Source organism: Inhella sp., from assembly GCF_027532025.1.
Taxonomy (GTDB): Bacteria; Pseudomonadota; Gammaproteobacteria; order Burkholderiales; family Burkholderiaceae_C; genus Inhella.
Map to the genome: position 1 here is coordinate 12,659 of NZ_JAPZSY010000129.1, position 20,989 is coordinate 33,647.

Genomic DNA, 20,989 nt, shown 5'->3' on the forward strand with positions numbered 1-20,989 from the left:
GAATTCAGAACAAGGAGAAGCCTCATGGCAGGAGCGACCCCCACCAACGGCCAAGCGCCGTACTACTTCGTCCCTGGGCCCTCGCGGCACCCGGCGATGGCCGCACTCGGCCTGTTCTTCGTGATTTTGGGCGCTGGCCAGTGGGTGAATGGTCACGGCTGGGGGGCGTATTCCTTGGCCTTTGGCTTGGTGTTTTGGTTGTTCGTGCTGAAGCAGTGGTTTGGCGACGCCATCCGTGAAAGCGAAGGCGGCCTTTACAGCGACCGCATCGACATCAGCTTCCGCTGGAGCATGGGCTGGTTCATCTTTTCGGAGGTGATGTTCTTCGCCGCCTTTTTCGGAGCGCTGTATTGGGCCCGCGTTCACTCGGTGCCCATGCTGGGCAACCTGGAGCACACGTCGATCTTGTGGCCCGATTTCAAGGCCCTGTGGCCCAGCACCAATCCGGGCATGACGGCGTCTCCGGCAGGCACCATCGAGGCGTTTCAGACCATCGGTCCTTGGCCTCTGCCCACGATTAACACCGCTTTGCTGCTCACATCGGGTGTCACGCTGACCATTGCCCACCACGCGCTCATCGCAGGCAACCGCAGCAAGACGATCCAGTTCATGTGGATGACGGTGCTGTTGGGCGTCATCTTCCTCGTGGTGCAGGGCTACGAGTACGCCCACGCCTACCGAGATCTGAACCTCAAACTGTCCAGTGGCATCTTCGGCAGCACCTTTTTCATGCTGACGGGTTTCCACGGATTCCACGTGTTCGTGGGCATGCTGATGCTGCTGTTCATCACGCTGCGGCTGCACAAGGGCCACTTCACCAAGGACCGCCATTTCGGATTCGAGGGTGCGGCTTGGTACTGGCACTTCGTCGACGTGGTGTGGCTGGGCCTGTACGTCGTCGTCTACTGGATGTGACGGGTCTTCGTCCCTGAAACGCCAAGCGCCGCCCACGGGCGGCGCTTGTGTTTGGGTGGCGACCGGTGTTCAGCGTCCCACGGGCACGCCGCGGGGCTCGATCCAGCCTTGACTCCAGGCCAACAAGATGAAAAGAAACAGCGCGATCGACAGCCCAACCCGGACGGCCAATGCGCGTGCCATGGCATTGGGTTGCGATTTGCGTCGCTGGAGCATGAAGTAACCCGCGCCTGCCAGCGCGACCAGGATGCCGATGAAGGCGACAAGAAACAACCCATTCATGGTGGCCGAGTATGCAGCACGCGCCAACTGAATCCCCCCGAACGACGGCCAAGCGCTTCTGGCTGGTGACCCTGGCCGCGGTGGCCTTGGCGGTGCTGACGGCTCGGCTGGGATGGTGGCAATGGGACCGCGCGCTGCAGAAACAAGCCTTGCAGGCCGAACGCGTCCGCGCCGCTGCCTTGCCGCCGGTTTCTTGGGACGACGTGCGCAAAGCGCCGCAGGCCGACTGGCAGCAAAGGCGCGCCCAATGGACGGGCCACTGGCTGCCCGAGCAATCGGTCTGGTTGGACAACCGACCGATGCACCAGCGCAGTGGTTTCGTGCTGTTGACGCCGCTGCGACTGCCTGACGGCACCCTGGTTTGGGTGCAGCGTGGCTGGCAAGCCAAGGGTGCGGGACGGCACGAGGCACCCCCTTGGCCACCCACCGTGGCCAGCCAGGTCCGGGTGACCGGACGCCTGGCGCAACAGGCCTCTCGGGCCTATGACCTGGGTCCGGCAGCGTCAGGGCCCCTCAAGCAAAATCTCGACATCGCGGCCTCGGCTGCCGTCCTGGGTCAGCCGCCCCTGCCATGGGTGCTTTGGCAGACCGAGGATTGCGCGCCCCTGGCTTGCGATTGGCCGGCGCCCGACGATGGGGTGGCCAAACACCACGGCTATGCGGCGCAATGGTTTGCGCTGTCGGCTTTGACCCTGGGTTTGTATGTCTGGTTCCAACTCATCCTCCCCCGACGACGTCAGCGCGCACGGGCTTGACCTGACGGTGCATGCCTCGCCGACCGACGACGCCTTGGTCGCTTTGCGCGACGCCGAGCGCACGCGGCGCGGCCGCTTCATGATGGTCGTGGTGGTGCTGCTGTGCGCCTTGCCGGTTTTGGCCTCGTACTTCACGTTCTATGTCATCAAGCCCAAGGGCCAGGCCTACGGCAGCTTGATCTCGCCTTCGATCCCCATGCCGCCCGACTTGCCGCTGCGCAACCTCGCCGGCGAGCCGGTTGCGGTGGACAGCCTGCGTCAGCAGTGGCTGCTCGTCGTCGTTGACGGGGGCTCGTGCGTGGCCGAGTGCGAAAGCCATCTGTACATGCAACGCCAGTTGCGCGAGATGCTGGGGCGCGAGCGGGACCGCCTCGACAAGGTCTGGCTCGTGACCGATGACGTGCCCCTGCAGCCGGCACTGCGCGAGGCCCTGGCGGCCCGCCCGGCGACCACCGTGTTGCGAGTCCCCTCGGAGGCGCTGGGCCGGTGGTTGCGTGCCGACACGGGTCAACCGCTGTCGGGTCATCTGTACTTGGTGGACCCCATGGGGCGTTGGATGTGGCGCTCGCCCGCGCGACCCGACCCCATGAAAGTCAAGAAGGATCTCGATCGACTGCTCAAGGCCAGCGTGTCTTGGGACCAGCCGGGGCGTCCGCAATGACGCCAGGCTACGTCGATTGGTCGCCGCTGGTGCAGTTGCTGCTGCTCGGGCTGGGCCTGGGCGTCTTGCCCCTCGGTTGGTGGGCGGTGCGAAGCGCCCGCCTGGACCGTGGGCAGCGTCTCAGAACGCTGACCTTGATCACCTTGTTTCTGACCTTCGATTTGGTGGTGTTCGGGGCCTTCACTCGGCTGTCCGACTCTGGCTTGGGGTGTCCCGATTGGCCGGGCTGCTACGGCTCCGCCAGTCCCATCGGGGCCCGTGAAGAAATCGCTGCAGAGGTCGCGGTGCGACCGACCGGGCCGGTGACCCACGGCAAGGCCTGGGTGGAAATGGTGCATCGGTATTGGGCCAGCGCGGTGGGCTTCTTGATTTTGGTGCTGGCGGTGTTGGCTTGGCGCTGGCGATCGCCTGAATTGCCGCATCCGGGCTGGGCTTGGCTCACTTTGGCTTGGGTGGTGGTTCAGGGTGCATTTGGGGCCTGGACCGTGACCATGAAGCTGTTTCCGGCCGTGGTCACGGCCCACTTGCTGTTGGGTCTTGGCTTGTTGGTGTTGTTGGTGCGCCAGGCGGAGGTGCTCAGGCCTCGGCCCTTGCCATTGCCTGGGGCAGCGCGTCGGTGGTGGCTGCTGGTGGCGGTGCTGCTGTGGCTTCAGTTGGCCCTTGGCGGTTGGGTCAGCACCAACTACGCCGTGCTCGTGTGCCGCGACATCCCGACTTGCCAGGGTCAATGGTGGCCCCGCATGGACTTCAACCAGGGCTTTGAGCTGTGGCGGGCCTTGGGGACCGATGGCGACGGAGGCCTGTTGAGCTTCCCGGCGTTGACGGCTATCCATGTCGCGCACCGCATCGGGGCGGTGGTGCTCACGCTGGCCGTGCTGGGCTTTGCTGCCCACTTGGCCTCCGCGGGGGCTCGCCGGTGGGCTGGGGGCCTGTTGGCTCTGCTGGGATGGCAGGTGGTCTCGGGGGTGTCGAACGTGGTGTTGGGCTGGCCTTTGGCCGCTGCCTTGGCCCACAGCGCCGGCGCCGCTGGCTGGGTGGTGCTGATGGCGACTTTGGGTTGCCGCCTGCGCGCGGTGTCTTCGGCACCGGCAGGGGCGGTCCAGGAGGCGCGAGCATGAGCGAGGCCGTCACCAACCCGCCCACCGCCTCAATGCCCAGCCGGTGGCGCCAGTTCTACGCGTTGACCAAGCCGCGCGTGGTGCAACTCATCGTCTTCTGCGCCGTGATCGGCATGGCCTTGGCGGTGCCCGGTTGGCCCAGCCCGGCTCAGTGGGGCGCCATGGCGGCAGCCACGGTCGGCATTTGGCTGATTGCGGCTGCGGCGGCGGCCTTCAATTGCTTGGTGGAGCGGCAGATCGACGCCCGCATGAAGCGCACCAGTTGGCGGCCGACGGCGCGGGGCGAACTGAGCGGCCGGCAGGCGCTCGTGTTCTCGGTGGTGTTGTGCGGCCTCGGCGCCCTCGTGCTCCTCGTGTGGGTCAATGCGCTCACGCTGTGGCTCACCTTGGCCACCTTCGTGGGCTACGCCATCGTCTACACCGTGTGGCTCAAGCCCACCACGCCGCAGAACATCGTCATCGGAGGTGCTTCGGGCGCCATGCCCCCGGTGTTGGGCTGGGCGGCGGTGCAAGGCAGTTTGGGGCCGGAACCTTGGCTGCTGTGCCTGATCATCTTTTTGTGGACGCCGCCCCACTTCTGGGCCTTGGCTTTGTACCGAGCCGACGATTACGCCAAGGCGGGTTTGCCCATGCTGCCGGTGACCCACGGCAACGCATTCACGCGCTTGCAGGTCTTCCTCTACACCTGGATCTTGTTGGCGGCCACGTTGCTCCCCTACCTGGTGGGCATGAGCGGGCTGCTGTACCTGCTGGCCGCCTTGGCCTTGGGCTTGCGGTTTTGCTGGTTGGGTTGGAAGCTCTGGCGGGCCTACGACGAAGCGCTAGCGCGCCGCACGTTTTGGTTTTCCATCTGGTACCTCGCCTTGTTGTTTGCCGCACTTCTCTTGGATCACTATGTTCAATTGGGCTTCGATTGACCGCCGCCGCAGCGTGTTGGCCTTGGGGGCTCTGTGTGCCCTGAGTGCTTGCCAGCCTTCGCAGGCCCCATCGTTCGCCAGCCTGGACATCACCGGTGCGAGCTATGCGCAGGACTTTGCGCTGCCTGACGCAGACGGTCGCGTGCGAACCCTGGCCGATTTCCGCGGCAAGGTGGTGGTTGTGTTCTTTGGGTTCACGCAGTGCCCCGATGTTTGCCCGACCACGCTGCAAGAGTTGGCCTTGATCAAGCAGGAACTTGGCCCCGATGGGGCTCGGGTGGTCCCGGTGTTCATCACCGTGGATCCGGATCGCGACACCCCCGCGTTGTTGAAGGCCTACGTCAGCAACTTCTCGCCCGATGCCGTCGCCCTGCGCGGCAACGCCGACCAACTGCAGGCCACCGCCAAGGCGTTCCGGGTGGTCTACAACAAAGTGCCCAACCGCAGCGGCGAGGGCTACACCCTGGATCACACCGCGGCGTCGTTCGTCTTTGACCCGAAGGGCCGCTTGCGGCTGTATGCGCGCTACGGGCAGGGGCCGCAGCCCCTGCTTGCCGACATCCGACAGTTGCTCCGCGGCGCCTGAGCGCGCTGCGTCGGGAGCAAGTTGACCGGCTGACTCCGGTCAGGCCGCCAGGGCCTGGCGCATCTTCTTCATGGCGGCGGCTTCGATCTGGCGGATGCGTTCTGCGCTCACGCCGAACTCGGCCGCCAACTCGTGCAACGTTTTGCCGCCACTGGCGTCGTCGTTCACCTCCAGCCAGCGGGCCTGCACGATGCGTCGGCTCCGCTCGTCCAGCGCTTCCAGCGCCCTTTGCAGGCCATCGCTGGCCAGGGTGTCACGCGCTCGGGCTGCCAACACTTGTGAGGGCTCACGGCCATCATCGGCCAAGTAGGCGATCGGCGCGACCGGGGCGTCGTCTTCGTCGTGGTCGGGGGCTTCAAGCGCCACATCGCCACCCGCCATGCGCATTTCCATCTCCACCACTTCCTCGGGTTTGACGTCCAAGGTGCGGGCGACATGGGCGATCTCGGCTTCGCTCAGCGCGTGACGGTGCGGGTCGTCTGCCTCCTGCTTGAGGCTGTGCTTGAGGCTGCGCAGGTTGAAGAACAGCTTGCGCTGCGCCTTGGTCGTGGCCACCTTCACCATGCGCCAGTTCTTGACGATGTACTCGTGGATCTCGGCTTTGATCCAGTGCATGGCGTAAGACACCAAGCGAACGCCTTGGTCTGGGTCGAAGCGGCGAACCGCCTTCATCAGGCCCACGTTCCCCTCCTGGATCAGGTCTCCTTGCGGCAGGCCGTAGCCCAGGTACTGGCGAGAGATGGACACCACCAAGCGCAAGTGCGACATCACCAATCGCCCGGCGGCCTCGACATCCCCGTGGTCTTTCAGGGCCCGGGCGTAACGCGCTTCCTCGTCGGCGCTCAACATGGGCAGGCGGTTGACCGCGCTGATGTAAGCGTCCAAGTGACCCAACGACGGGATCAGCGACCACGGGTCGCGAACCGCCAGGGCGGTGGCAGGGGAGGCAGTCGAGTTGGCAGCAGACATCGTTGAAGCCCTTTCTTCGGGAGGTTCATCCCCGAACGAAATCATATTAGCACTCGTTGACCTCGAGTGCTAATGGGGCTTGACGCGGTGCGCGACTCAGTCGATCAGGCCGAAGTCGGGGTTGGCCACCATGCCTTGGATGTCCAGCAGGATCAGGATGCGATCGCCCACCTTTCCCAGCCCGGTGACGTGGCGGGAGTCGATGGCGGCACCCATGTCGGGCGCTGGTTTGATCTGCTCGTCATGGAGTTCCAGCACATCGGACACCGAATCGACCACCATGCCCAGGACCCGGTTGCCCACGTTCAGCACGATGGTGACGGTGAAGTCGTTGTACTGGGCGTCGGTGCCCAATTTGAGGCGCATGTCCATGATGGGCACGATCACACCTCGCAAGTTGACCACCCCCTTGACGAAATGGGGGGCGTGAGCGATGCGGGTGGGGGCCTCGTAGGAGCGGATTTCTTGCACCTTCAGGATGTCGATGCCGTATTCCTCCCCGCCGATGCGGAAGGTCAGGAACTGTTTGCTCGATCCGGTGCCGCTCTGACTCAAACCCGCCGATGGCGAAGACACGACCAGTTCGTTGCTCATGTTGGATGCAGGGTGCCAGCGAAAGTGCCGCCGATTGTGCCGCCCCGAAGCCCCCCGTCCCCTAGCAGGGACCCGTACATGCCCACGGGCCGTGGGAAAGTGGACGGGACGCCGGGAGTTCGTCGATTGGCCGGGTTTGCCTCGGCTCTGGGGGAGGCTGGTCAGGCGCTCTGCGAGGGATGGTTGCGACCAAGATGTCGCTTTATGCCGGGGAGTGACCATCTTTCAGACGACAAGGGCGTTCGATGCGCCTTTGCTCCATCCACCCTCAATGGGACTCCAACTGGTGCATGCCCAGTGGTCGTGGTTGGTCGCTTGCAGGGCCGGCAGGAGAAACGCCCTCAGCATTGCGACCACATCGACCAGCGTTTCGTCGGGGCCAGCAGCGCCTGATCCGACTCCACCATGTCGCGCACCGTACGCAAGACCTCTAGCTGCTGCGGTCCGCGGTCGATCAAGTCGCCGACGAACACGGCCTGGCGCCCCTCCGGCGCACGCCAGACTTCGCCTTGGCGCGAATAGCCCATGGCGTCGAGCGGCCGATACAGCGCCGTGGCGTTGCCGTGGATGTCGCCGATCACGTCGTAGTTCATTGCATTCCCTTTTCTTGGTTGTGTCTCGAGCTCAGGCCAAGCCGCGAAGCAGGTCGAGTGCTTGGCGGTAGCGCGCGAGACGCGCTTCGTCTTTGGCGCTCAGAGGCTGCGGCAGGCGCGATGCGTCCAGGTTGTCTTCCAGGTCGGCGGCCTTCACGAGGCGGCCGATGGGGTGACGGGCCGCGCGCTGCACGAACTGAAGGTAGAGCCGCGCCTTTTCATCGGTGCTGTCGCCTTGCGGGGCCTCTTCGTCGGCCTGCTTGGTGACGGCTCGAACCGCATCGATCACCTCTGGGCTGAAGCCTTCTTCAGCGAGACGATCAAAGCTCCATCCTTCTCCGTCCTCCACCACGTCGTGCAACACGGCGGCGATCTGTGCCACCGGGTGGCTGAGTCGCTGCATCACCCGCAGCGGGTGGAGGATGTACGGCGCACCGCCCTTGTCGGTCTGTCCGGCATGAACAGCGGCAGCAATCGCGATGGCTCGCTCCAAGCTCCCGGGTGACGTTCCGTGGTTGTGGCTCATTTCGATCTCCCATACACTTAGTTGCTCAACAAAACTAAGTGTGCCATACATAAATGCAGACCGCAACTAACGCCCGGGTCACGCCGACGAAGCGCCATCCCATGCCCTTTGTGCGCACCGAGCTGGTGGTGCTGTGCGTGGCCGATGGGCAGCTTCAGGTCCTGCTGAGTCGGCGAAAGGAGCAGCCCCATGCGGGACTTCTGGGTTTGCCAGGTGGCGTGTTGAGAATCGACTTAGATGCCTCGCTCGAGGCGGCGGCGCAGCGCGTGGCCATGGAGCGCCTCGGGCGCGAATTGCCCAACCTGTCGCAGGTTTGTTCGGTTGGGGGGGCAGATCGAGATCCCCGAGCCGCCTGGGCCTTGAGCGTCGTCTACCGAAGCTTGGTGCAGCCCGAGTTGGCGGTCACACCTGGCAAGCGCGTGATGGCGTTGGAGTGGGTGCCGGTGGACGAGGCGCTATCTGCCAATGACCTGGCTTTCGACCATGCTGCGTTGATCCAGCAGGCCATGGCGCAAACGCGAGATCAAGTGTCTGCGCTTGAATACCCGTCCGGGTGGGTTCCAGAGCCCTTTACCTTGCCCGAACTTCAGGCCTTCTCAGAGGCGGTCTTGGGCAAGAAGCTGGACAAGGTGACCTTCCGGCGGCGCATGGAGGCGATGGGGCAAATCGAGGCGCTGGATGGCGAAATGAGAGTCGGTGCGGCGCATCGACCGGCAAAGCTGTATCGATTCCTCCCGCATCCACCAACGTTGGGTTGATCTGCACTCACACGGCTTTCGCGAGATCCATCGCGCCCCGGCGCTGCTCCCTCCCTTCGCCTGCGTAACATTCTCTTGACGTGCCCAATATCCTTCCAAAGAGATGAACTGGGCATCGCTGTCACTCAAACAACAACAGGGAGTGCCTTTTGCACTGGATCGCCCCGACCGAGAAGAACACCGCCGCCGCCACGCTGGAAAAGCGCCTGTGGGACGCGGCCGACCAGTTCCGCGCCAACTCCGGCCTGAAGGCCCAGGAGTACTCCGGCCCCATCCTCGGCCTGATCTTTCTGCGCTTTGCCGAGGCGCGCTTTGCCGCCCAGCGCGCCAAGCTTGAAGCTGCCGGGGCCACGTCCCGCCGCGGCAGCCGCGTGGATGAACCCGCCGCGTACCACGCCGACAACGTGCTCTACCTCGCCCCCGAGGCACGCTTCGACCACCTGCTGACCTTGCCCGAGGCGGCCGACGTTGGCGGCAAAGTCAACGCCGCCATGCGCGAGGTGGAGCGGCACAACCCGCAGCTCGCCGGCGTGCTGCCCAAGACCTTCAACCTCTTCACCGGCACCCTGCTCAAGGAGCTGCTGAAGAAGATCTCCGAGATTCCGGCCACGCTCGATTTCGACGCCTTCGGCCGCATCTACGAGTACTTCCTCGGCGAGTTCGCCATGAGCGAGGGTCAGGGTGGCGGCGAGTTCTACACCCCGGCCAGCATCGTGCAATTGCTCGCCCAGGTGATCGAGCCCTTCCACGGCCGCATCTTTGACCCGGCCTGCGGATCGGGCGGCATGTTCGTGCAGTCGGCCCGCTTCGTGGCCGAGCACCACAAGAACCCCGCGGCAGAGCTCTCCATCTGCGGCGTCGAGAAGACCGACGAGACCGGGCGCCTGGCGCGCCTGAACCTGGCCGTGCACGGGCTGGAGGGCGATATCCGCCACGGCGGCAACGTCAACAGCTACTACGACGACCCGCACGCCGCCACCGGCCAGTTCGACTTCGTGCTCGCCAATCCGCCCTTCAACGTGAACGCGGTGGACAAGGAGCGGCTCAAGGACATGGTGGGCGCCGGCCGCCGCTTTCCCTTCGGCCTGCCGCGCACCGACAACGCCAACTACCTCTGGATCCAGCTCTTCTACTCGGCGCTCAACGCCAAGGGTCGCGCCGGTTTTGTCATGGCCAACTCAGCGTCGGATGCTCGCTCCTCCGAGCAGGAGCTGCGGCAGAAACTGATCGAAGCGCGGGCCGTGGACGTGATGGTGGCCGTTGGCCCCAACATGTTCTACACCGTCACGCTGCCCTGCACGCTGTGGTTCCTGGACCGGGGCAAGGCCAAGACGCCGCGCGCCGACACGGTGCTGTTCATCGACGCCCGCCACATCTATCGGCAGGTGGACCGCGCCCACCGCGACTGGACGCCCGCGCAGATCGGTTTCATCGCCAACCTGGCGCGGCTCTATCGCGGCGAAGCGCCCGATCTGACCGTAGGCGGCGAGGAAACGGCGGCCAAGCTGAAGGAGGTCTTCGGCCAGCAGCCCGCTTATGCCGACATACCCGGTCTGTGCAAGGCCGCAACGATCGCGGAGATCGAGGCGCAGGGCTGGTCGCTCAACCCCGGCCGCTACGTGGGCGTGGCCCCGGGCGAGGAGGTGAGCGACGAGGACTTCAAGGAACAGTTGCAGGCGCTGAACGAAGAACTGGAGACCCTCAACGCCAAGGCGCGGACCCTGGAGCAGGCCATCGCCGCGAATGTGGCTGGGATTCTGGAGGGGTGATTGTGGACGTCAACTCCCCAACGGCAACGTCTCTGCATCGCCCAGATTTGCCCTCGTTGCCAGCAGATTGGCGATGGGTTCAATTTGCAGACACCTGCGATCGAGTGTCTGTAGGCCATGTTGGCCCTACGACTGAACACTTCTCAGATGCGCCGGACGGCATTCTTTTCTTGCGCTCCCAGAACGTGCGGCCCGGCAAGCTTGAGCTCGAAACTGCGCTCTCGATAACTCCAACGTTTCACAGGTCGCTCAAGAAATCACAGCTTCGGCCAGGTGACATCCTGTTTGTTCGCGTCGGTGCAAATCGCGGTGATTGTTGCGTGGTGCCAGAAGGAGTAGGCGAGCTGAATTGCGCCAACATCGTCTTTGCCAGACCAAAGGAGCCGACAGGCTTTCACGCCTATTTTTTTCAGAGCGCATTAGGTCGTAGTTTTTTACTTTCTGCATCCGTGGGAGCTGCTCAAGGTGTGATCAACACTGGTTCTGTGGCGGCAATGCCGGTTCCGCTTCCGCCCCTCCCGATCCAACGCCGCATCGCGAGCATCCTGTCGGCCTACGACGAGCTGATCGAGAACAGCCAGCGGCGCATCAAGATTCTGGAGTCGATGGCCCGCGCTCTCTACCGCGAGTGGTTCGTCCAATTCCGCTTCCCCGGCCACCAGTCCGTCCCCCTCGTCCCTTCGCCGCTGGGGGAGATTCCGGAGGGCTGGGAGGTGAGGCCGTTCTCTGGATTGGCCAGCTACGTCAACGGCTATGCCTTCAAACCCGACGACTGGGGCGACGAAGGCAAGCCGATTATCAAGATCAAGGAGCTTAAAGCTGGGGTTACAGCGGACACGCCGCGAAATTCAGGCGATGGCATTCCGGACAAATACAACATCCGCGATGGCGACGTGCTGTTCTCATGGTCTGCTGACCTTGATGCTTACCTCTGGATGGGAGGCGAAGGCCTGCTCAACCAGCATCTTTTCAACGTTTTGCCCTTCGACGGCGTCAGTCGTGCCTATTGCTTCCATAGTCTCAAAGAAGCGATGCCACGTTTTCGCGCCCTAAGCCTCGGCGCAACGATGCATCACATCAAACGCTCTGCGCTCGACCAAGTCGCAACGGTCGTGCCACCAGCTGCGTTGCGGAAGCGATTCGAAGGTTTCGTTGAGCCGATACACGAGCAGCTAATTGCGCTGACCAACGAAGTCCAAACCCTCCGCCGCACCCGCGACCTGCTGCTGCCGCGCATGCTCTCCGGCCAGATCGACGTGGAGGCCATCGCACCATGATGCGCACCGCCGAAGACCTGATGCAAGAACTCGTCGCGCTGGACGAATCGCATCGCATTGAGGCCAAGAAGGCTCGGCAGATTGACCGTTCGGTGATGGAAACGATCTGCGCCTTTGCCAACGAGCCCGGCTTGGGCGGTGGTTATCTCCTACTGGGGGTCAGCCGCGACGCGCAGGACCTGTTCAGCAACGCTTACCAGGTTGACGGGATCGACAACCCCGACAAGCTCCAGTCCGATCTGGCCAGCCAATGCGCCGGCGTATTCAATCGACCACTGCGGCCGCGCGTTTCCGTCGAGGAGCTGAACGGCAAGGCGGTTGTGGTCGTGTATGTGCCGGAGGCGGCGCCGACGGAGAAGCCAATCTACCTGCAGAACCTCGGGCTGCCACGAGGCGCTTTCCGGCGCGTGGGGCCGACCGACCAGGAAGGCACGGAAGATGATCTGGTGGCGCTTTACGCCGGGCACCAGCTCGAGACGTTTGACGGGGCGCTGCTGCCCGATGCCGCCATGGCCGACATCGACCCTGTGGCCATTGACGATTACCGGCAACAACGCCGGGCGATCAATCCGGACGCGGAAGAACTGACGTGGTCGAATGACGATCTGCTGCTTGCCTTGGGTTGTGTCAGACGCGACAGCGGTCAACTTCGGCCAACGGTGGCGGGTATCGTCTTGTTTGGCTCCACCATGGCTCTGCGGCGCTGCTTTCCCATGATGCGCATCGACTACATCCGCGTGCCGGGCCGCAAGTGGGTGGAGAACCCGGACCATCGCTTCGACACGCTGGAAATCCGCGCTCCGCTGTTTGCTGCCATTCGCCGCGCCACCAACACGGTGCGCGATGAGTTGATTCAATCTTTCTCGCTGCCCGAAGGTGCTTTGGCCCGCGAGGACGAACCCACGTTGCCCCTGCGTGTGATCCGCGAGGCCATCGTCAACGCCGTGATGCACCGCAGTTACCGCATCCACGGCGCGATCCAGATCATCCGCTATGCCAACCGCCTGGAAATCCGAAACCCGGGGCATTCGATCAAGGCAGAGGAACAGCTGGGTGAGCCCGGTTCGGAAGCGCGCAATCCGCGCATTGCCGCCGTCCTTCATGAGGTGAACATCGCCGAGACCAAGGGCAGCGGCATCCGTGCCATGCGTGAGTTGATGCTGGCGCAGGATCTGCTGCCGCCTACTTTCGAGTCGTCACGCAGGCCCGATCAGTTTGTCGCCACCTTCTTGTTCCATCATTTTCTGGGGCCGGAGGATGTGGATTGGCTGCGGCACCTGACGCGGGAGCCGATCAGCGACGAGGAATCCCGTGCACTGGTGTTCGTCCGGGAACTGGGGGCCATTGACAACGCAACTTACCGAGCGATCAACCGCACGGACACGTTGAATGCGTCTTCCCACTTGCGACGTTTGCGCGATCTGGACTTGCTGGAGATGAAGGGTGCCGGCAGCCGGACCTACTATGTTCCGGGCCCGCAATTCGTCACTTCCCATGGCGCACCGGCGCCGGAAGTCGCCTCTGGCGGTTCGAATAGTCACCAGGGTGCTCGACATAGTCACGAGTCAGGTGGTGATAGGCACCAGCTCCTGGCGACTATTCCGCCGCAGTTGGTCGGGCGAATTCCGCCTGCTGGCAGTAAGCCCCGGAGGGACATCATGCGCGCTTTGATTGTCGATCTCTGCCGCTGGCGGTCTCTGAGCGCCCGGGAACTGGCCGGCATCCTGGGCGGGCGGGAACACAAACCCCTCGTCAGGGACTACCTGACTCCAATGGTGGCGGAGGGCCTGTTGGCTTACACCATCTCGGCCATGGAGAACCACCCGGATCAGCGTTACATCGCGCCGGCAGAAGCCACTTCGTCTGGTGGAGCCGCTTCTTGAGTCTTCACGCCTACACCGAAGACCAGTTGGTTGAACAGCCCGCCATCGGGCTGTTTGGTGCTTTGGGCTGGCAGACGGTGTCGGCGATGGAAGAGACCTTCGGCCCCGGCAGCACGCTGGGCCGCGAGACCAAGGGCGAGGTGGTGCTGGTGGAGCGCCTGCGCGCTGCGCTGGCCTTGCTCAACCCCGGCCTGCCGGCCGAGGCGATTCAGACCGCCATCGACGAACTGGCCCGCGACCGGTCGGCCATGAGCCTGGAGGCGGCCAACCGCGAGGTGTACCGGCTGCTGAAGGACGGCATCCCGGTGTCCATCCCCGACCGCGAGCACGGCGGGCAGAAGCTGGAGCGCCTGCGCGTGGTGGACTGGGCGCAGCCGGAGCGCAACGACTTCCTGCTGGTGAGCCAGTTCAGCGTGGTGGGCAGCCTCTACACCTGCCGCCCCGACTTGGTGGGTTTCGTGAACGGCCTGCCCTGGGTGGTGATCGAGCTCAAGAAGCCCGGCGTGCCGGCGCGTGCGGCCTTTGACGAGAACCTGACGCACTACAAGAAGGAGATCCCGCAGCTCTTCTGGTTCAACGCGCTGCTGATGGGCAGCAATGGGACCGATAGCCGCGTGGGCTCGCTCACCGCCGACTGGGAGCGGTTCTTCGAGTGGAAGCGCATCGAGCGCGAGGACGAGCCGCGTCGCGTGTCGCTGGAGGTGATGCTGCGCGGCACCTGCGACCCTGGTCGCCTGCTCGACCTGGTGGAGAACTTCACGCTGTTCTCGGAGCACAAGGCGGGGTTGGTGAAGGTGCTGGGCCAGAACCACCAGTTCCTGGGCGTGAACAACGCCATCGTCTCCATGCTGGAGGCGCGCAAGCTGGGCCACGGGCGCGGCGGCGTGTTCTGGCAGACGCAGGGCAGCGGCAAGAGCTTCTCGATGGTGTTCTTTGCGCAGAAGGTGCTCCGCAAGCTGGCCGGCAACTGGACCTTCGTGGTGGTCACCGACCGGGTGGAACTGGACGAGCAAATCGCCAAGACTTTCAAGACCGTGGGCGCAGTGAGCGAGGCCGAGGGCGACCAATGCCATGCCGCCAGCGGCGCGCACTTGCGCGAACTGCTGCGCGGCAACCACCGCTATGTGTTCACGCTGGTGCACAAGTTCCAAACGCCGGAGCTGCTGACCGACCGCTCGGATGTGATCGTGCTGACCGACGAGGCCCACCGCAGCCAGTACGACACGCTGGCGCTGAACATGCGGGCGGCGCTGCCCAAGGCGATGTTCCTGGCCTTCACCGGCACGCCGCTGATTGCTGGCGAGGAGCGCACCAAGGAAGTGTTCGGCGACTATGTGTCGATCTACGACTTCCAGCAGTCGATCGAGGACGGCGCCACGGTGCCGTTGTTCTACGAGAACCGCACGCCCGAGCTGCAACTGGTCAACCCGGACCTGAACGACGACATCTACGACCTGATCGAGGGCGCAGGGCTGGACGCCGAGCAGGAAGCCAAGCTGGACAAGGTGCTGGGGCGGCAGTACCACCTGATCACCCGCGACGACCGGCTGGAGACGGTGGCGCAGGACATCGTGCGGCACTTCCTGGGGCGCGGCTTCCTGGGCAAGGCGATGGTGGTCTCCATCGACAAAGCCACCGCGCTGAAGATGCACGACAAGGTGCGCCAGCACTGGGTGGCCGAGACGGCGCAGGTGCAGAAGGAGTTGGGCGAGCTGGCCTACCTGCCGCCTGCCGGCATGTCAGTGGAACAAGCGCGGCGCGATGCGCGCAAGGCGGAGTTGAAGGCGCGGTTGGAGGTGCTGACGACTACCGACATGGCGGTGATCGTTTCGCCGGGGCAGAACGAGATCGAGCAAATGAAGCAGCTCGGCCTCGACATCGAGCCGCACCGCAAGCGCATGAACGAGAGCCAACCGGGCCTGGACGAAAAGTTCAAGGACACCAAGGACCCGCTACGGCTGGTGTTCGTCTGCGCCATGTGGCTGACCGGCTTCGATGCGCCGAGTTGCTCGACGGTGTACCTCGACAAACCAATGCGCAACCACACGCTGATGCAGACCATCGCCCGGGCCAACCGGGTGTACCCCGGCAAGCACAGCGGCGTGATCGTGGACTACGCCAATGTGTTCGCCTCGCTGGAGAAGGCGCTTGCGATCTACGGGGCGGGCAAGGACGGCCAGAACCCGGTCAAGGAAAAAGCGAAGCTCGTCGAGGCGTTGCGTGACGCGGTGACAGTGGCCACCGCCTTTTGCCTGACGCACGGGGTGGACCTGGCCGCCATGGAGGCGCTGCCACAAGGGGGCATGCAGCGTCTGGCCGCGGTTGAAAACGCCATCAATGCGTTGATCGGCCCTGACCCCTTGCGCCGCGAGTTCTTCGCCCACGAGAAGTTGGTGGGCACGCTGTACCAGGCGGTGAAGCCCGACCCCGCGGCGATCGAGTTCTCCCTGCGCATCTCGGGCATTGCAATGTTGGCGGCGGCGATCCGCGCCAAGTTGAATCCCAACCCGCCAGACATCGTCACCATCTTGCGGCAGATTGGCGAGCTGCTGGATGAGTCCATCACCGGCCTGACGATCCGCGAAGGTGGGCCACCGGCCATCGACCTCTCGAAGATCAACTTCGAGGCGCTGGCGCAGCGGTTCAAGGAATCGAAGCACAAGAACACCGACCTTGAAGCCCTGAAGGCGGCCATCGCCTCCAAGCTGGAGAAGCTCGTTCGCCTGAACAAGACGCGCACCGACTTTGCCGACAAGTTCGAAGCGTTGATCGAGAGCTACAACAACGGCAGCCGCAACATCGAGCAGCTCTTCGAGGAGCTGCTGAAGATCTCGAACAGCCTGGACGAGGAGGAGGAGCGCCACGTCCGCGAGCACCTCACTGAGGAAGAGCTGGTCATCTTCGACATCCTCACGCGGCCGGCGCCGGAGCTGAGCCCTGCGGAGCGGGACGAGGTCAAGAAGGTGGCCAAGGCGCTGCTGGCCCGCTTGAACCAATTGCTGGTGCTCAACTGGCGGCAGAAGTCAGCCGCACGGTCGACCTTGAAGCTGGCCATTGAAGACACGCTGGACACACTGCCCGCCGCCTACGACCGCCCGCTGTTCGCGCAGAAGTGTTCGGCGCTTTTCGAGCATGTGTACGAGAGCTATCCGGAGCGGGATGCGGGGGTGTATCGGGCCAGCGCATGATGGTCTGCCGAGTCCAGCCAGACCAGTCATCCATGGCTAAAGCAGCAGGGGAGCAACGAACCGAGCCCGGCCAATGCGCCGGGCTTGTCGCTTCCGGGATCTGGATTGACCGTACCGGCCGCTAAATGGTGGCTACATGAGCGAAAAAGCGACCCCGGCAAAAACGAAGGCCCCAGCCACTTTCGCAGCTAAGGCCTTGTCACGACTAGCGATTTTTTGGCTCCCCGACCTGGGCTCGAACCAGGGACCTACGGATTAACAGTCCGGCGCTCTACCGACTGAGCTATCGGGGAACAGAGCCTGAGAGTATAGACAGGATTTTCTCTGCCTGTCTAGAGGGCGACTGAAATCTTCGCGCTGAAGCTGCGCGGCGCGAGGGGGAACAGGTAGACGTGGCCAAAGCTGTTGGGGGATTCTTTCCAGGCTTTGGCATCGGTGAGGTTGTCGATGCCCAGCGCGGCCGTCCAGCTTTGGCCCTGCCATTGGGTGACGATGCGGGCGCTCAAGTCCAGCCGCGTCCAGGCGGGCAGCCACAGGCTGTTGTCGGGCAGCGCCGCGCGGCGACCCTCGCGGACCACGCTGGCCTGGGCCTGGAGCTTGGCGGTGATCTGCTGGCGCAGGGTCAGTCGTTGACTGTCCTGGGGCACGTTGACAGGGCGCAGACCATTGGCTGCGGGGTCGCTGCTGCCTTGGCGGCGGGCGTTCAGCCACTGGGCCGAGGCCAGCAGCCCGCCGCCGCGCCATTTCAGGTCGGCCTGCGCTTCGAGGCCACGGTGCTGGGCCTCGCCGTCGATGCGGCGCACGCAGGTGCCGGCCGCACCGCAGGCGCCGATGTCGCGCCACGCCGGGCGGCGGATGTCGAAGGCCGCGAGGCTCCAGTCCACGGTTTGACTGCCGCTCTTCAGTCCGACTTCTGTTTGGCGGCTCTTGAGCGTGAAGGCTTGACCGGCGTTGACGTAGCGGCTGCGGTTCGGCGTGACTTCGCTTTCCACGCCCTCGCCGGTGCTCAGGTAGACCCGCAGGTCCTGGGCCAGCGCCCAGGTCAGGCCCAGCCAGGGTGTGGTGAAGGATTGCGGGTAGTCGGTGGGACGCGAGCCGTCGGTGCGCACGGCGGCGCGTTGCAGGCGCGTGTGGCGCAGGCCGGCGAACAACTCCCAGTCGCCCCACTGCACTTGGTCGCTGATGCCGATCTCGCGGCTGTGTTCGCGGCGGTTGGTGTTCTCGTCGGTCAAGGCCGGGTCGGGCGTGCTGACGCTGGGGCCGAACACCGACCCGGTGCCGGCGACGTTGTAGGCCTGGCGCTGGAAGTCAGCGCGCAGGCGGTGGTCCAGCGCGTCCACGCGCAGCTGGTGCGCCAGACCGCCCCACTGCAGCTTGCCCTCCAGGGTGGCCCGCAGCGCGGTGCTGGTGCGGCGCTCATCCTCGCTGCGGAAGTCGTACAGGTCGAAGCTGCCGTTGGGGCAGTAGCGGTCGGCGTAATAGACGTCGGCGGCGGCGTCGTAGCAGCCAAAGGGGAAGGGCACGCGGTCGTCGTTGACCGCGCGTTGCTGGCCACCGTGCACCACCAAACGCCAGTCGGGGCCCAGCGTGTGCGTCCAGCGCAGGCTGGCGATGCGGTTGTCGAAGTCCACCGGCAACTGCCAAGGCGTGTCGCCCAGGTTGCGGCGGCGGTCGATCTCGCCGGCGCTGGGCAGGCGGTTGCCCAGCAGGCTGAAGCCCGGTTGGCTGGGCTGGGACTGACGGCTCCACTCGCCTTCGAGCTCCAACAAGTCCTGCGGACTCATGCGCCAGTCGGTGGCGAAGGCGGCGGCCTGCCGCTCGCCCTCCGTGTTGCGCAGCCAGGGCGACAGGCGCGTGGCGCTGGCGTTCACGCGCAGGCCCAGCCCGGCAGCCGTGCGGGTGCCGGCGTCGACGCTGGCGGTCCAGGTATTGGCCGATTCCCAACCCAGGCTCAGGTCCAAGCGCGGGGCGGTTTCGGGGCGCTTCACCACCAGGTTCAGCAGGCCGCTGGGCGCGCTGGTGCCGGCTTGCAGGCCGCTGGCCCCTTTCAGCAGTTCCGCCGCGGCCTTGTTGCTCAAGTCGAAGGCGGTTTGGCCGTTCAGGGGCAGGCCATCGCGGCGCAGGTTGAAGCGGGTGTCCAGCTCGAAGCCGCGCACGCTCAGCTGCGGGATGTAGCCCAGGCTGTTGTAGCCGTCGCTCACCGAGGCGTCCAGGCGCGGCAGCGCGCTCAAGCCGGTGGCACCGAGCTCGCTCAGGCGCTCGGCGTCGACGCGCAGGGCCTGCAGGGGCAGCCGGGCGTTGGGGGTGTCGCCAAAGCCGCCCACGTTCACGGGCGCATTCAAGTTGCGTCCGGTGATGGTGACGGCGGGGAGTTGGGTTTGCACGGCCTCCTGGGCGTGCACGAGCGCGGCCAGGGCCAAGAGAGACAGGGGGAAGAGTCGATTCGTTTGCATTGCCATCGGCGGTGGATGGCAGGTCGGCGGGCACCCCGGCCGTGGCGGCCGGGGTGACCACGCTTCCCTGCGCGAGGATTACCTCAGTCAGGTTCCAAGGGTGTTTCTCAGCCGGTCGCGTCCATGAACGCGCCAGCACCCCTAGCGTGGATGCCTCCCCAAAGGTTCCGGGGCGGCAGGTCGGCATTCTAGGCAGCGTGCCAGACTGCGGCTTTTGGTTTGCCCGTTTTGACCCCATGAGCGCCACGCCTCCCGACCTCGAAGCCCTGCACCTGCGCCTGGACGGCGCGGTGGCCGTTGTCAGCCTGAACCGGCCGGACAAGCTCAACGCCATGCACTGGCCGATGTGGCAGTCGCTGCGCGCGGCCATGCAGTGGGCCGACCGCACGCCGGAAGTCCGTGCCGTGGTGCTGCGCGGCGAGGGGGCGCATTTCACCGCCGGCATCGATCTGGCCATGATGGCCGGCCTGCAAGGCCAGATCGCCGACGACTGCGAAGCCCGCATGCGCGAGAAGCTGCGCGGGCTGATCTTGGAGCTGCAGGACACGCTCACCAGCCTGGAGCGCTGCCGCAAGCCGGTGCTGGCCGCCGTTCACGGCCTGTGCCTGGGCGGGGGCATCGACCTCATCTGCTGCGCCGACCTGCGCTTGGCCAGCGCCGACGCCAGCTTCGCCATCAAGGAGATCGACATCGGCATGGTGGCCGACGTGGGCACCTTGCAGCGCCTGCCCAAGCTGGTGGGCAGCCAGAGCTGGGTGCGCGAGTTGGCCTACACCGGCCGCAGCGTCGGCGCCGACGAGGCCCTGCAGCGCGGCTTGCTGAGCCGGGTGTTCGCCGACCGCGCGGCCCTGGACGAGGGCGTGCTGGCCTTGGCGCAGGACATCGCCACCAAGTCGCCGCTGGCGATCCGGGGCACCAAGCAGGCGCTGAACTACGCGCGCGACCACTCGGTGGCCGAGGGCCTGGAGCAGATCGCCACCTGGAACGCGGCCATGCTGCTGTCTGAAGACCTGATGGCGGTGATGATGCGCGGCAAGAAGGGCGGCGCGCTGACGTTCAAAGACTGAAGCCCAGCGCCCAACAAGAACGCCACCCGAGGGTGGCGTTTTTGTTTGAGGCCATCGACGCTTCAGTCGAACACCGGCGATTCAACGCCCAGCACCTTGTGCAGCTTGGGGCTGGTGGTCGTGTACTGCAGGTGCACGCGCTTCTCGGGGTTGATGATGGGCATCGCGCCGAAGGCGGCCAAGGCGGCTTCGTGGAAGCCGCTCAGGATGAGCTTCTTCTTGCCGGGGTAGGTGTTGATGTCGCCCACCGCGAAGATGCCCGGCACGCTGGTGCTGAACTTCTCGGTGTCCACCAAGATCTGCTTGCGCTCCAGGGCCAGGCCCCACTCGGCGATGGGGCCGAGCTTGGGGCTCAGGCCGAAGAACACCAGCACCTCGTCGCAAGGCACCACGCGGGTGACGCCGTCGCCGCCGGTGACCTTCACGCCCTTGAGGTTGCCGTCCTCGGTCTCGTCCAGGTCGGTGACCTGACCGACGATGAACTGCATCTCGTAGGCGTCGCACAGCTCTTTCATCTTGGCCACGTTGGCGGGGGCGGCACGGAAGCCGTCGCGGCGGTGCACCAAGATGACCGACTCGGCCTTGTGCGGGTTGCCGTCGGCGTTGCCGGCGCAGAAGTTCAGCGCCCAGTCCAGCGCCGAGTCACCGCCGCCGACGATCAGCAGGTTCTTGCCGGCG

At 65.0% G+C, this 20,989-nt stretch carries 19 protein-coding genes, 1 tRNA gene and 1 riboswitch; of the genes, 12 read left to right on the forward strand and 8 right to left on the reverse strand.

Going from position 1 to position 20,989, the window contains the following annotated elements; genetic code table 11:
- Window positions 1-24 precede the first annotated feature (24 nt).
- Window positions 25-915, forward strand: coding sequence for a cytochrome c oxidase subunit 3 (locus tag O9335_RS15430; RefSeq protein ID WP_298389703.1), 891 nt, complete (start codon window positions 25-27; stop codon window positions 913-915).
- Between the two features lie 69 nt (window positions 916-984).
- Here O9335_RS15430 and O9335_RS15435 read toward each other — a convergent pair whose 3' ends face one another.
- On the reverse strand, window positions 985-1,197 hold the full coding sequence (locus tag O9335_RS15435; RefSeq protein WP_298389705.1) for a DUF2909 domain-containing protein: 213 nt from the start codon (window positions 1,195-1,197) through the stop codon (window positions 985-987).
- 11 nt (window positions 1,198-1,208) lie between these two features.
- Here O9335_RS15435 and O9335_RS15440 point away from each other — a divergent pair, with 11 nt between their 5' ends.
- From O9335_RS15440 to O9335_RS15460, 5 genes are read left to right on the forward strand one after another with little or no spacing between them, the layout of a single operon-like run.
- The gene (locus tag O9335_RS15440; RefSeq protein WP_298389707.1) at window positions 1,209-1,952 is read left to right on the forward strand and encodes an SURF1 family protein; all 744 of its coding nucleotides are present in this window, start codon (window positions 1,209-1,211) and stop codon (window positions 1,950-1,952) included.
- Window positions 1,953-1,959: 7 nt separating this feature from the next.
- On the forward strand, window positions 1,960-2,613 hold the full coding sequence (locus tag O9335_RS15445; protein WP_298389709.1) for a hypothetical protein: 654 nt from the start codon (window positions 1,960-1,962) through the stop codon (window positions 2,611-2,613).
- Complete coding sequence (locus O9335_RS15450; RefSeq protein ID WP_298389711.1) at window positions 2,610-3,731, forward strand: heme A synthase; 1,122 nt, start codon at window positions 2,610-2,612, stop codon at window positions 3,729-3,731. Before O9335_RS15445 ends, O9335_RS15450 begins: the two co-directional genes overlap by 4 nt.
- Window positions 3,728-4,648, forward strand: coding sequence for a heme o synthase (gene cyoE / locus O9335_RS15455; RefSeq protein ID WP_298389714.1), 921 nt, complete (start codon window positions 3,728-3,730; stop codon window positions 4,646-4,648). Before O9335_RS15450 ends, cyoE begins: the two co-directional genes overlap by 4 nt.
- Window positions 4,626-5,234, forward strand: a complete 609-nt coding sequence (locus O9335_RS15460; protein ID WP_298389716.1) for an SCO family protein — start codon at window positions 4,626-4,628, stop codon at window positions 5,232-5,234. The genes cyoE and O9335_RS15460 overlap by 23 nt, the downstream gene beginning before the upstream one ends.
- A 39-nt stretch (window positions 5,235-5,273) precedes the next feature.
- On the opposite strand, the gene rpoH is transcribed toward O9335_RS15460, so the two are convergent.
- The 4 genes from rpoH to O9335_RS15480 all read right to left on the reverse strand — a co-directional run bounded on the left by rpoH (window position 5,274) and on the right by O9335_RS15480 (window position 7,916).
- On the reverse strand, window positions 5,274-6,203 hold the full coding sequence (rpoH, locus tag O9335_RS15465; RefSeq protein WP_298389717.1) for an RNA polymerase sigma factor RpoH: 930 nt from the start codon (window positions 6,201-6,203) through the stop codon (window positions 5,274-5,276).
- 96 nt (window positions 6,204-6,299) lie between these two features.
- A complete protein-coding gene (locus tag O9335_RS15470; protein ID WP_298389719.1) occupies window positions 6,300-6,797 on the reverse strand; it encodes a chemotaxis protein CheW in 498 nt (165 codons plus the stop codon).
- 341 nt (window positions 6,798-7,138) lie between these two features.
- Window positions 7,139-7,390 carry a metallophosphoesterase gene (locus O9335_RS15475; protein WP_298389721.1) on the reverse strand — a complete coding sequence of 84 codons (252 nt, stop codon included), beginning with the start codon at window positions 7,388-7,390 and terminating at the stop codon, window positions 7,139-7,141.
- Between the two features lie 31 nt (window positions 7,391-7,421).
- Window positions 7,422-7,916, reverse strand: a complete 495-nt coding sequence (locus O9335_RS15480) for an HD domain-containing protein (protein ID WP_298389723.1) — start codon at window positions 7,914-7,916, stop codon at window positions 7,422-7,424.
- 128 nt (window positions 7,917-8,044) lie between these two features.
- On the opposite strand from O9335_RS15480, the gene O9335_RS15485 reads away from it, so the two are divergent.
- The 5 genes from O9335_RS15485 to O9335_RS15505 all read left to right on the forward strand — a co-directional run bounded on the left by O9335_RS15485 (window position 8,045) and on the right by O9335_RS15505 (window position 16,791).
- Complete coding sequence (locus tag O9335_RS15485; protein ID WP_298389725.1) at window positions 8,045-8,674, forward strand: NUDIX domain-containing protein; 630 nt, start codon at window positions 8,045-8,047, stop codon at window positions 8,672-8,674.
- Window positions 8,675-8,823: 149 nt separating this feature from the next.
- Window positions 8,824-10,443 (forward strand): class I SAM-dependent DNA methyltransferase, encoded by a 1,620-nt coding sequence (locus tag O9335_RS15490; RefSeq protein ID WP_298389727.1) that lies wholly within the window; start codon window positions 8,824-8,826, stop codon window positions 10,441-10,443.
- 170 nt (window positions 10,444-10,613) lie between these two features.
- Window positions 10,614-11,720, forward strand: a complete 1,107-nt coding sequence (locus O9335_RS15495) for a restriction endonuclease subunit S (RefSeq protein ID WP_298389729.1) — start codon at window positions 10,614-10,616, stop codon at window positions 11,718-11,720.
- Window positions 11,717-13,603 carry an ATP-binding protein gene (locus tag O9335_RS15500; protein WP_298389731.1) on the forward strand — a complete coding sequence of 629 codons (1,887 nt, stop codon included), beginning with the start codon at window positions 11,717-11,719 and terminating at the stop codon, window positions 13,601-13,603. The genes O9335_RS15495 and O9335_RS15500 overlap by 4 nt, the downstream gene beginning before the upstream one ends.
- Window positions 13,600-16,791 carry a type I restriction endonuclease subunit R gene (locus O9335_RS15505; protein WP_298389733.1) on the forward strand — a complete coding sequence of 1,064 codons (3,192 nt, stop codon included), beginning with the start codon at window positions 13,600-13,602 and terminating at the stop codon, window positions 16,789-16,791. Before O9335_RS15500 ends, O9335_RS15505 begins: the two co-directional genes overlap by 4 nt.
- Before the next feature lie 217 nt (window positions 16,792-17,008).
- Here the strand turns inward: O9335_RS15505 and O9335_RS15510 are convergent.
- Window positions 17,009-17,084, reverse strand: a tRNA-Asn gene (locus tag O9335_RS15510).
- A gap of 39 nt (window positions 17,085-17,123) precedes the next feature.
- A complete protein-coding gene (locus O9335_RS15515) occupies window positions 17,124-19,244 on the reverse strand; it encodes a TonB-dependent siderophore receptor (RefSeq protein WP_298389735.1) in 2,121 nt (706 codons plus the stop codon).
- 47 nt (window positions 19,245-19,291) lie between these two features.
- Window positions 19,292-19,397: riboswitch (TPP riboswitch) on the reverse strand.
- Between the two features lie 83 nt (window positions 19,398-19,480).
- Here O9335_RS15515 and O9335_RS15520 point away from each other — a divergent pair.
- A complete protein-coding gene (locus O9335_RS15520; RefSeq protein ID WP_298389737.1) occupies window positions 19,481-20,311 on the forward strand; it encodes a crotonase/enoyl-CoA hydratase family protein in 831 nt (276 codons plus the stop codon).
- Window positions 20,312-20,373: 62 nt separating this feature from the next.
- Here the strand turns inward: O9335_RS15520 and O9335_RS15525 are convergent.
- On the reverse strand, window positions 20,374-20,989 hold a 616-nt coding region (locus O9335_RS15525; RefSeq protein WP_298389739.1), incomplete at its 5' end, for an NAD(P)/FAD-dependent oxidoreductase.

Coding starts and splice junctions, on each gene's coding strand:
- O9335_RS15430 (WP_298389703.1), top strand. CDS start 25: ATGGCAGGAGCGACCCCCACCAACGGCCAAGCGCCGTACTACTTCGTC.
- O9335_RS15435 (WP_298389705.1), bottom strand. CDS start 1,197: ATGAATGGGTTGTTTCTTGTCGCCTTCATCGGCATCCTGGTCGCGCTG.
- O9335_RS15440 (WP_298389707.1), top strand. CDS start 1,209: ATGCAGCACGCGCCAACTGAATCCCCCCGAACGACGGCCAAGCGCTTC.
- O9335_RS15450 (WP_298389711.1), top strand. CDS start 2,610: ATGACGCCAGGCTACGTCGATTGGTCGCCGCTGGTGCAGTTGCTGCTG.
- cyoE (WP_298389714.1), top strand. CDS start 3,728: ATGAGCGAGGCCGTCACCAACCCGCCCACCGCCTCAATGCCCAGCCGG.
- O9335_RS15460 (WP_298389716.1), top strand. CDS start 4,626: ATGTTCAATTGGGCTTCGATTGACCGCCGCCGCAGCGTGTTGGCCTTG.
- rpoH (WP_298389717.1), bottom strand. CDS start 6,203: ATGTCTGCTGCCAACTCGACTGCCTCCCCTGCCACCGCCCTGGCGGTT.
- O9335_RS15470 (WP_298389719.1), bottom strand. CDS start 6,797: ATGAGCAACGAACTGGTCGTGTCTTCGCCATCGGCGGGTTTGAGTCAG.
- O9335_RS15475 (WP_298389721.1), bottom strand. CDS start 7,390: ATGAACTACGACGTGATCGGCGACATCCACGGCAACGCCACGGCGCTG.
- O9335_RS15480 (WP_298389723.1), bottom strand. CDS start 7,916: ATGAGCCACAACCACGGAACGTCACCCGGGAGCTTGGAGCGAGCCATC.
- O9335_RS15500 (WP_298389731.1), top strand. CDS start 11,717: ATGATGCGCACCGCCGAAGACCTGATGCAAGAACTCGTCGCGCTGGAC.
- O9335_RS15515 (WP_298389735.1), bottom strand. CDS start 19,244: ATGCAAACGAATCGACTCTTCCCCCTGTCTCTCTTGGCCCTGGCCGCG.
- O9335_RS15520 (WP_298389737.1), top strand. CDS start 19,481: ATGAGCGCCACGCCTCCCGACCTCGAAGCCCTGCACCTGCGCCTGGAC.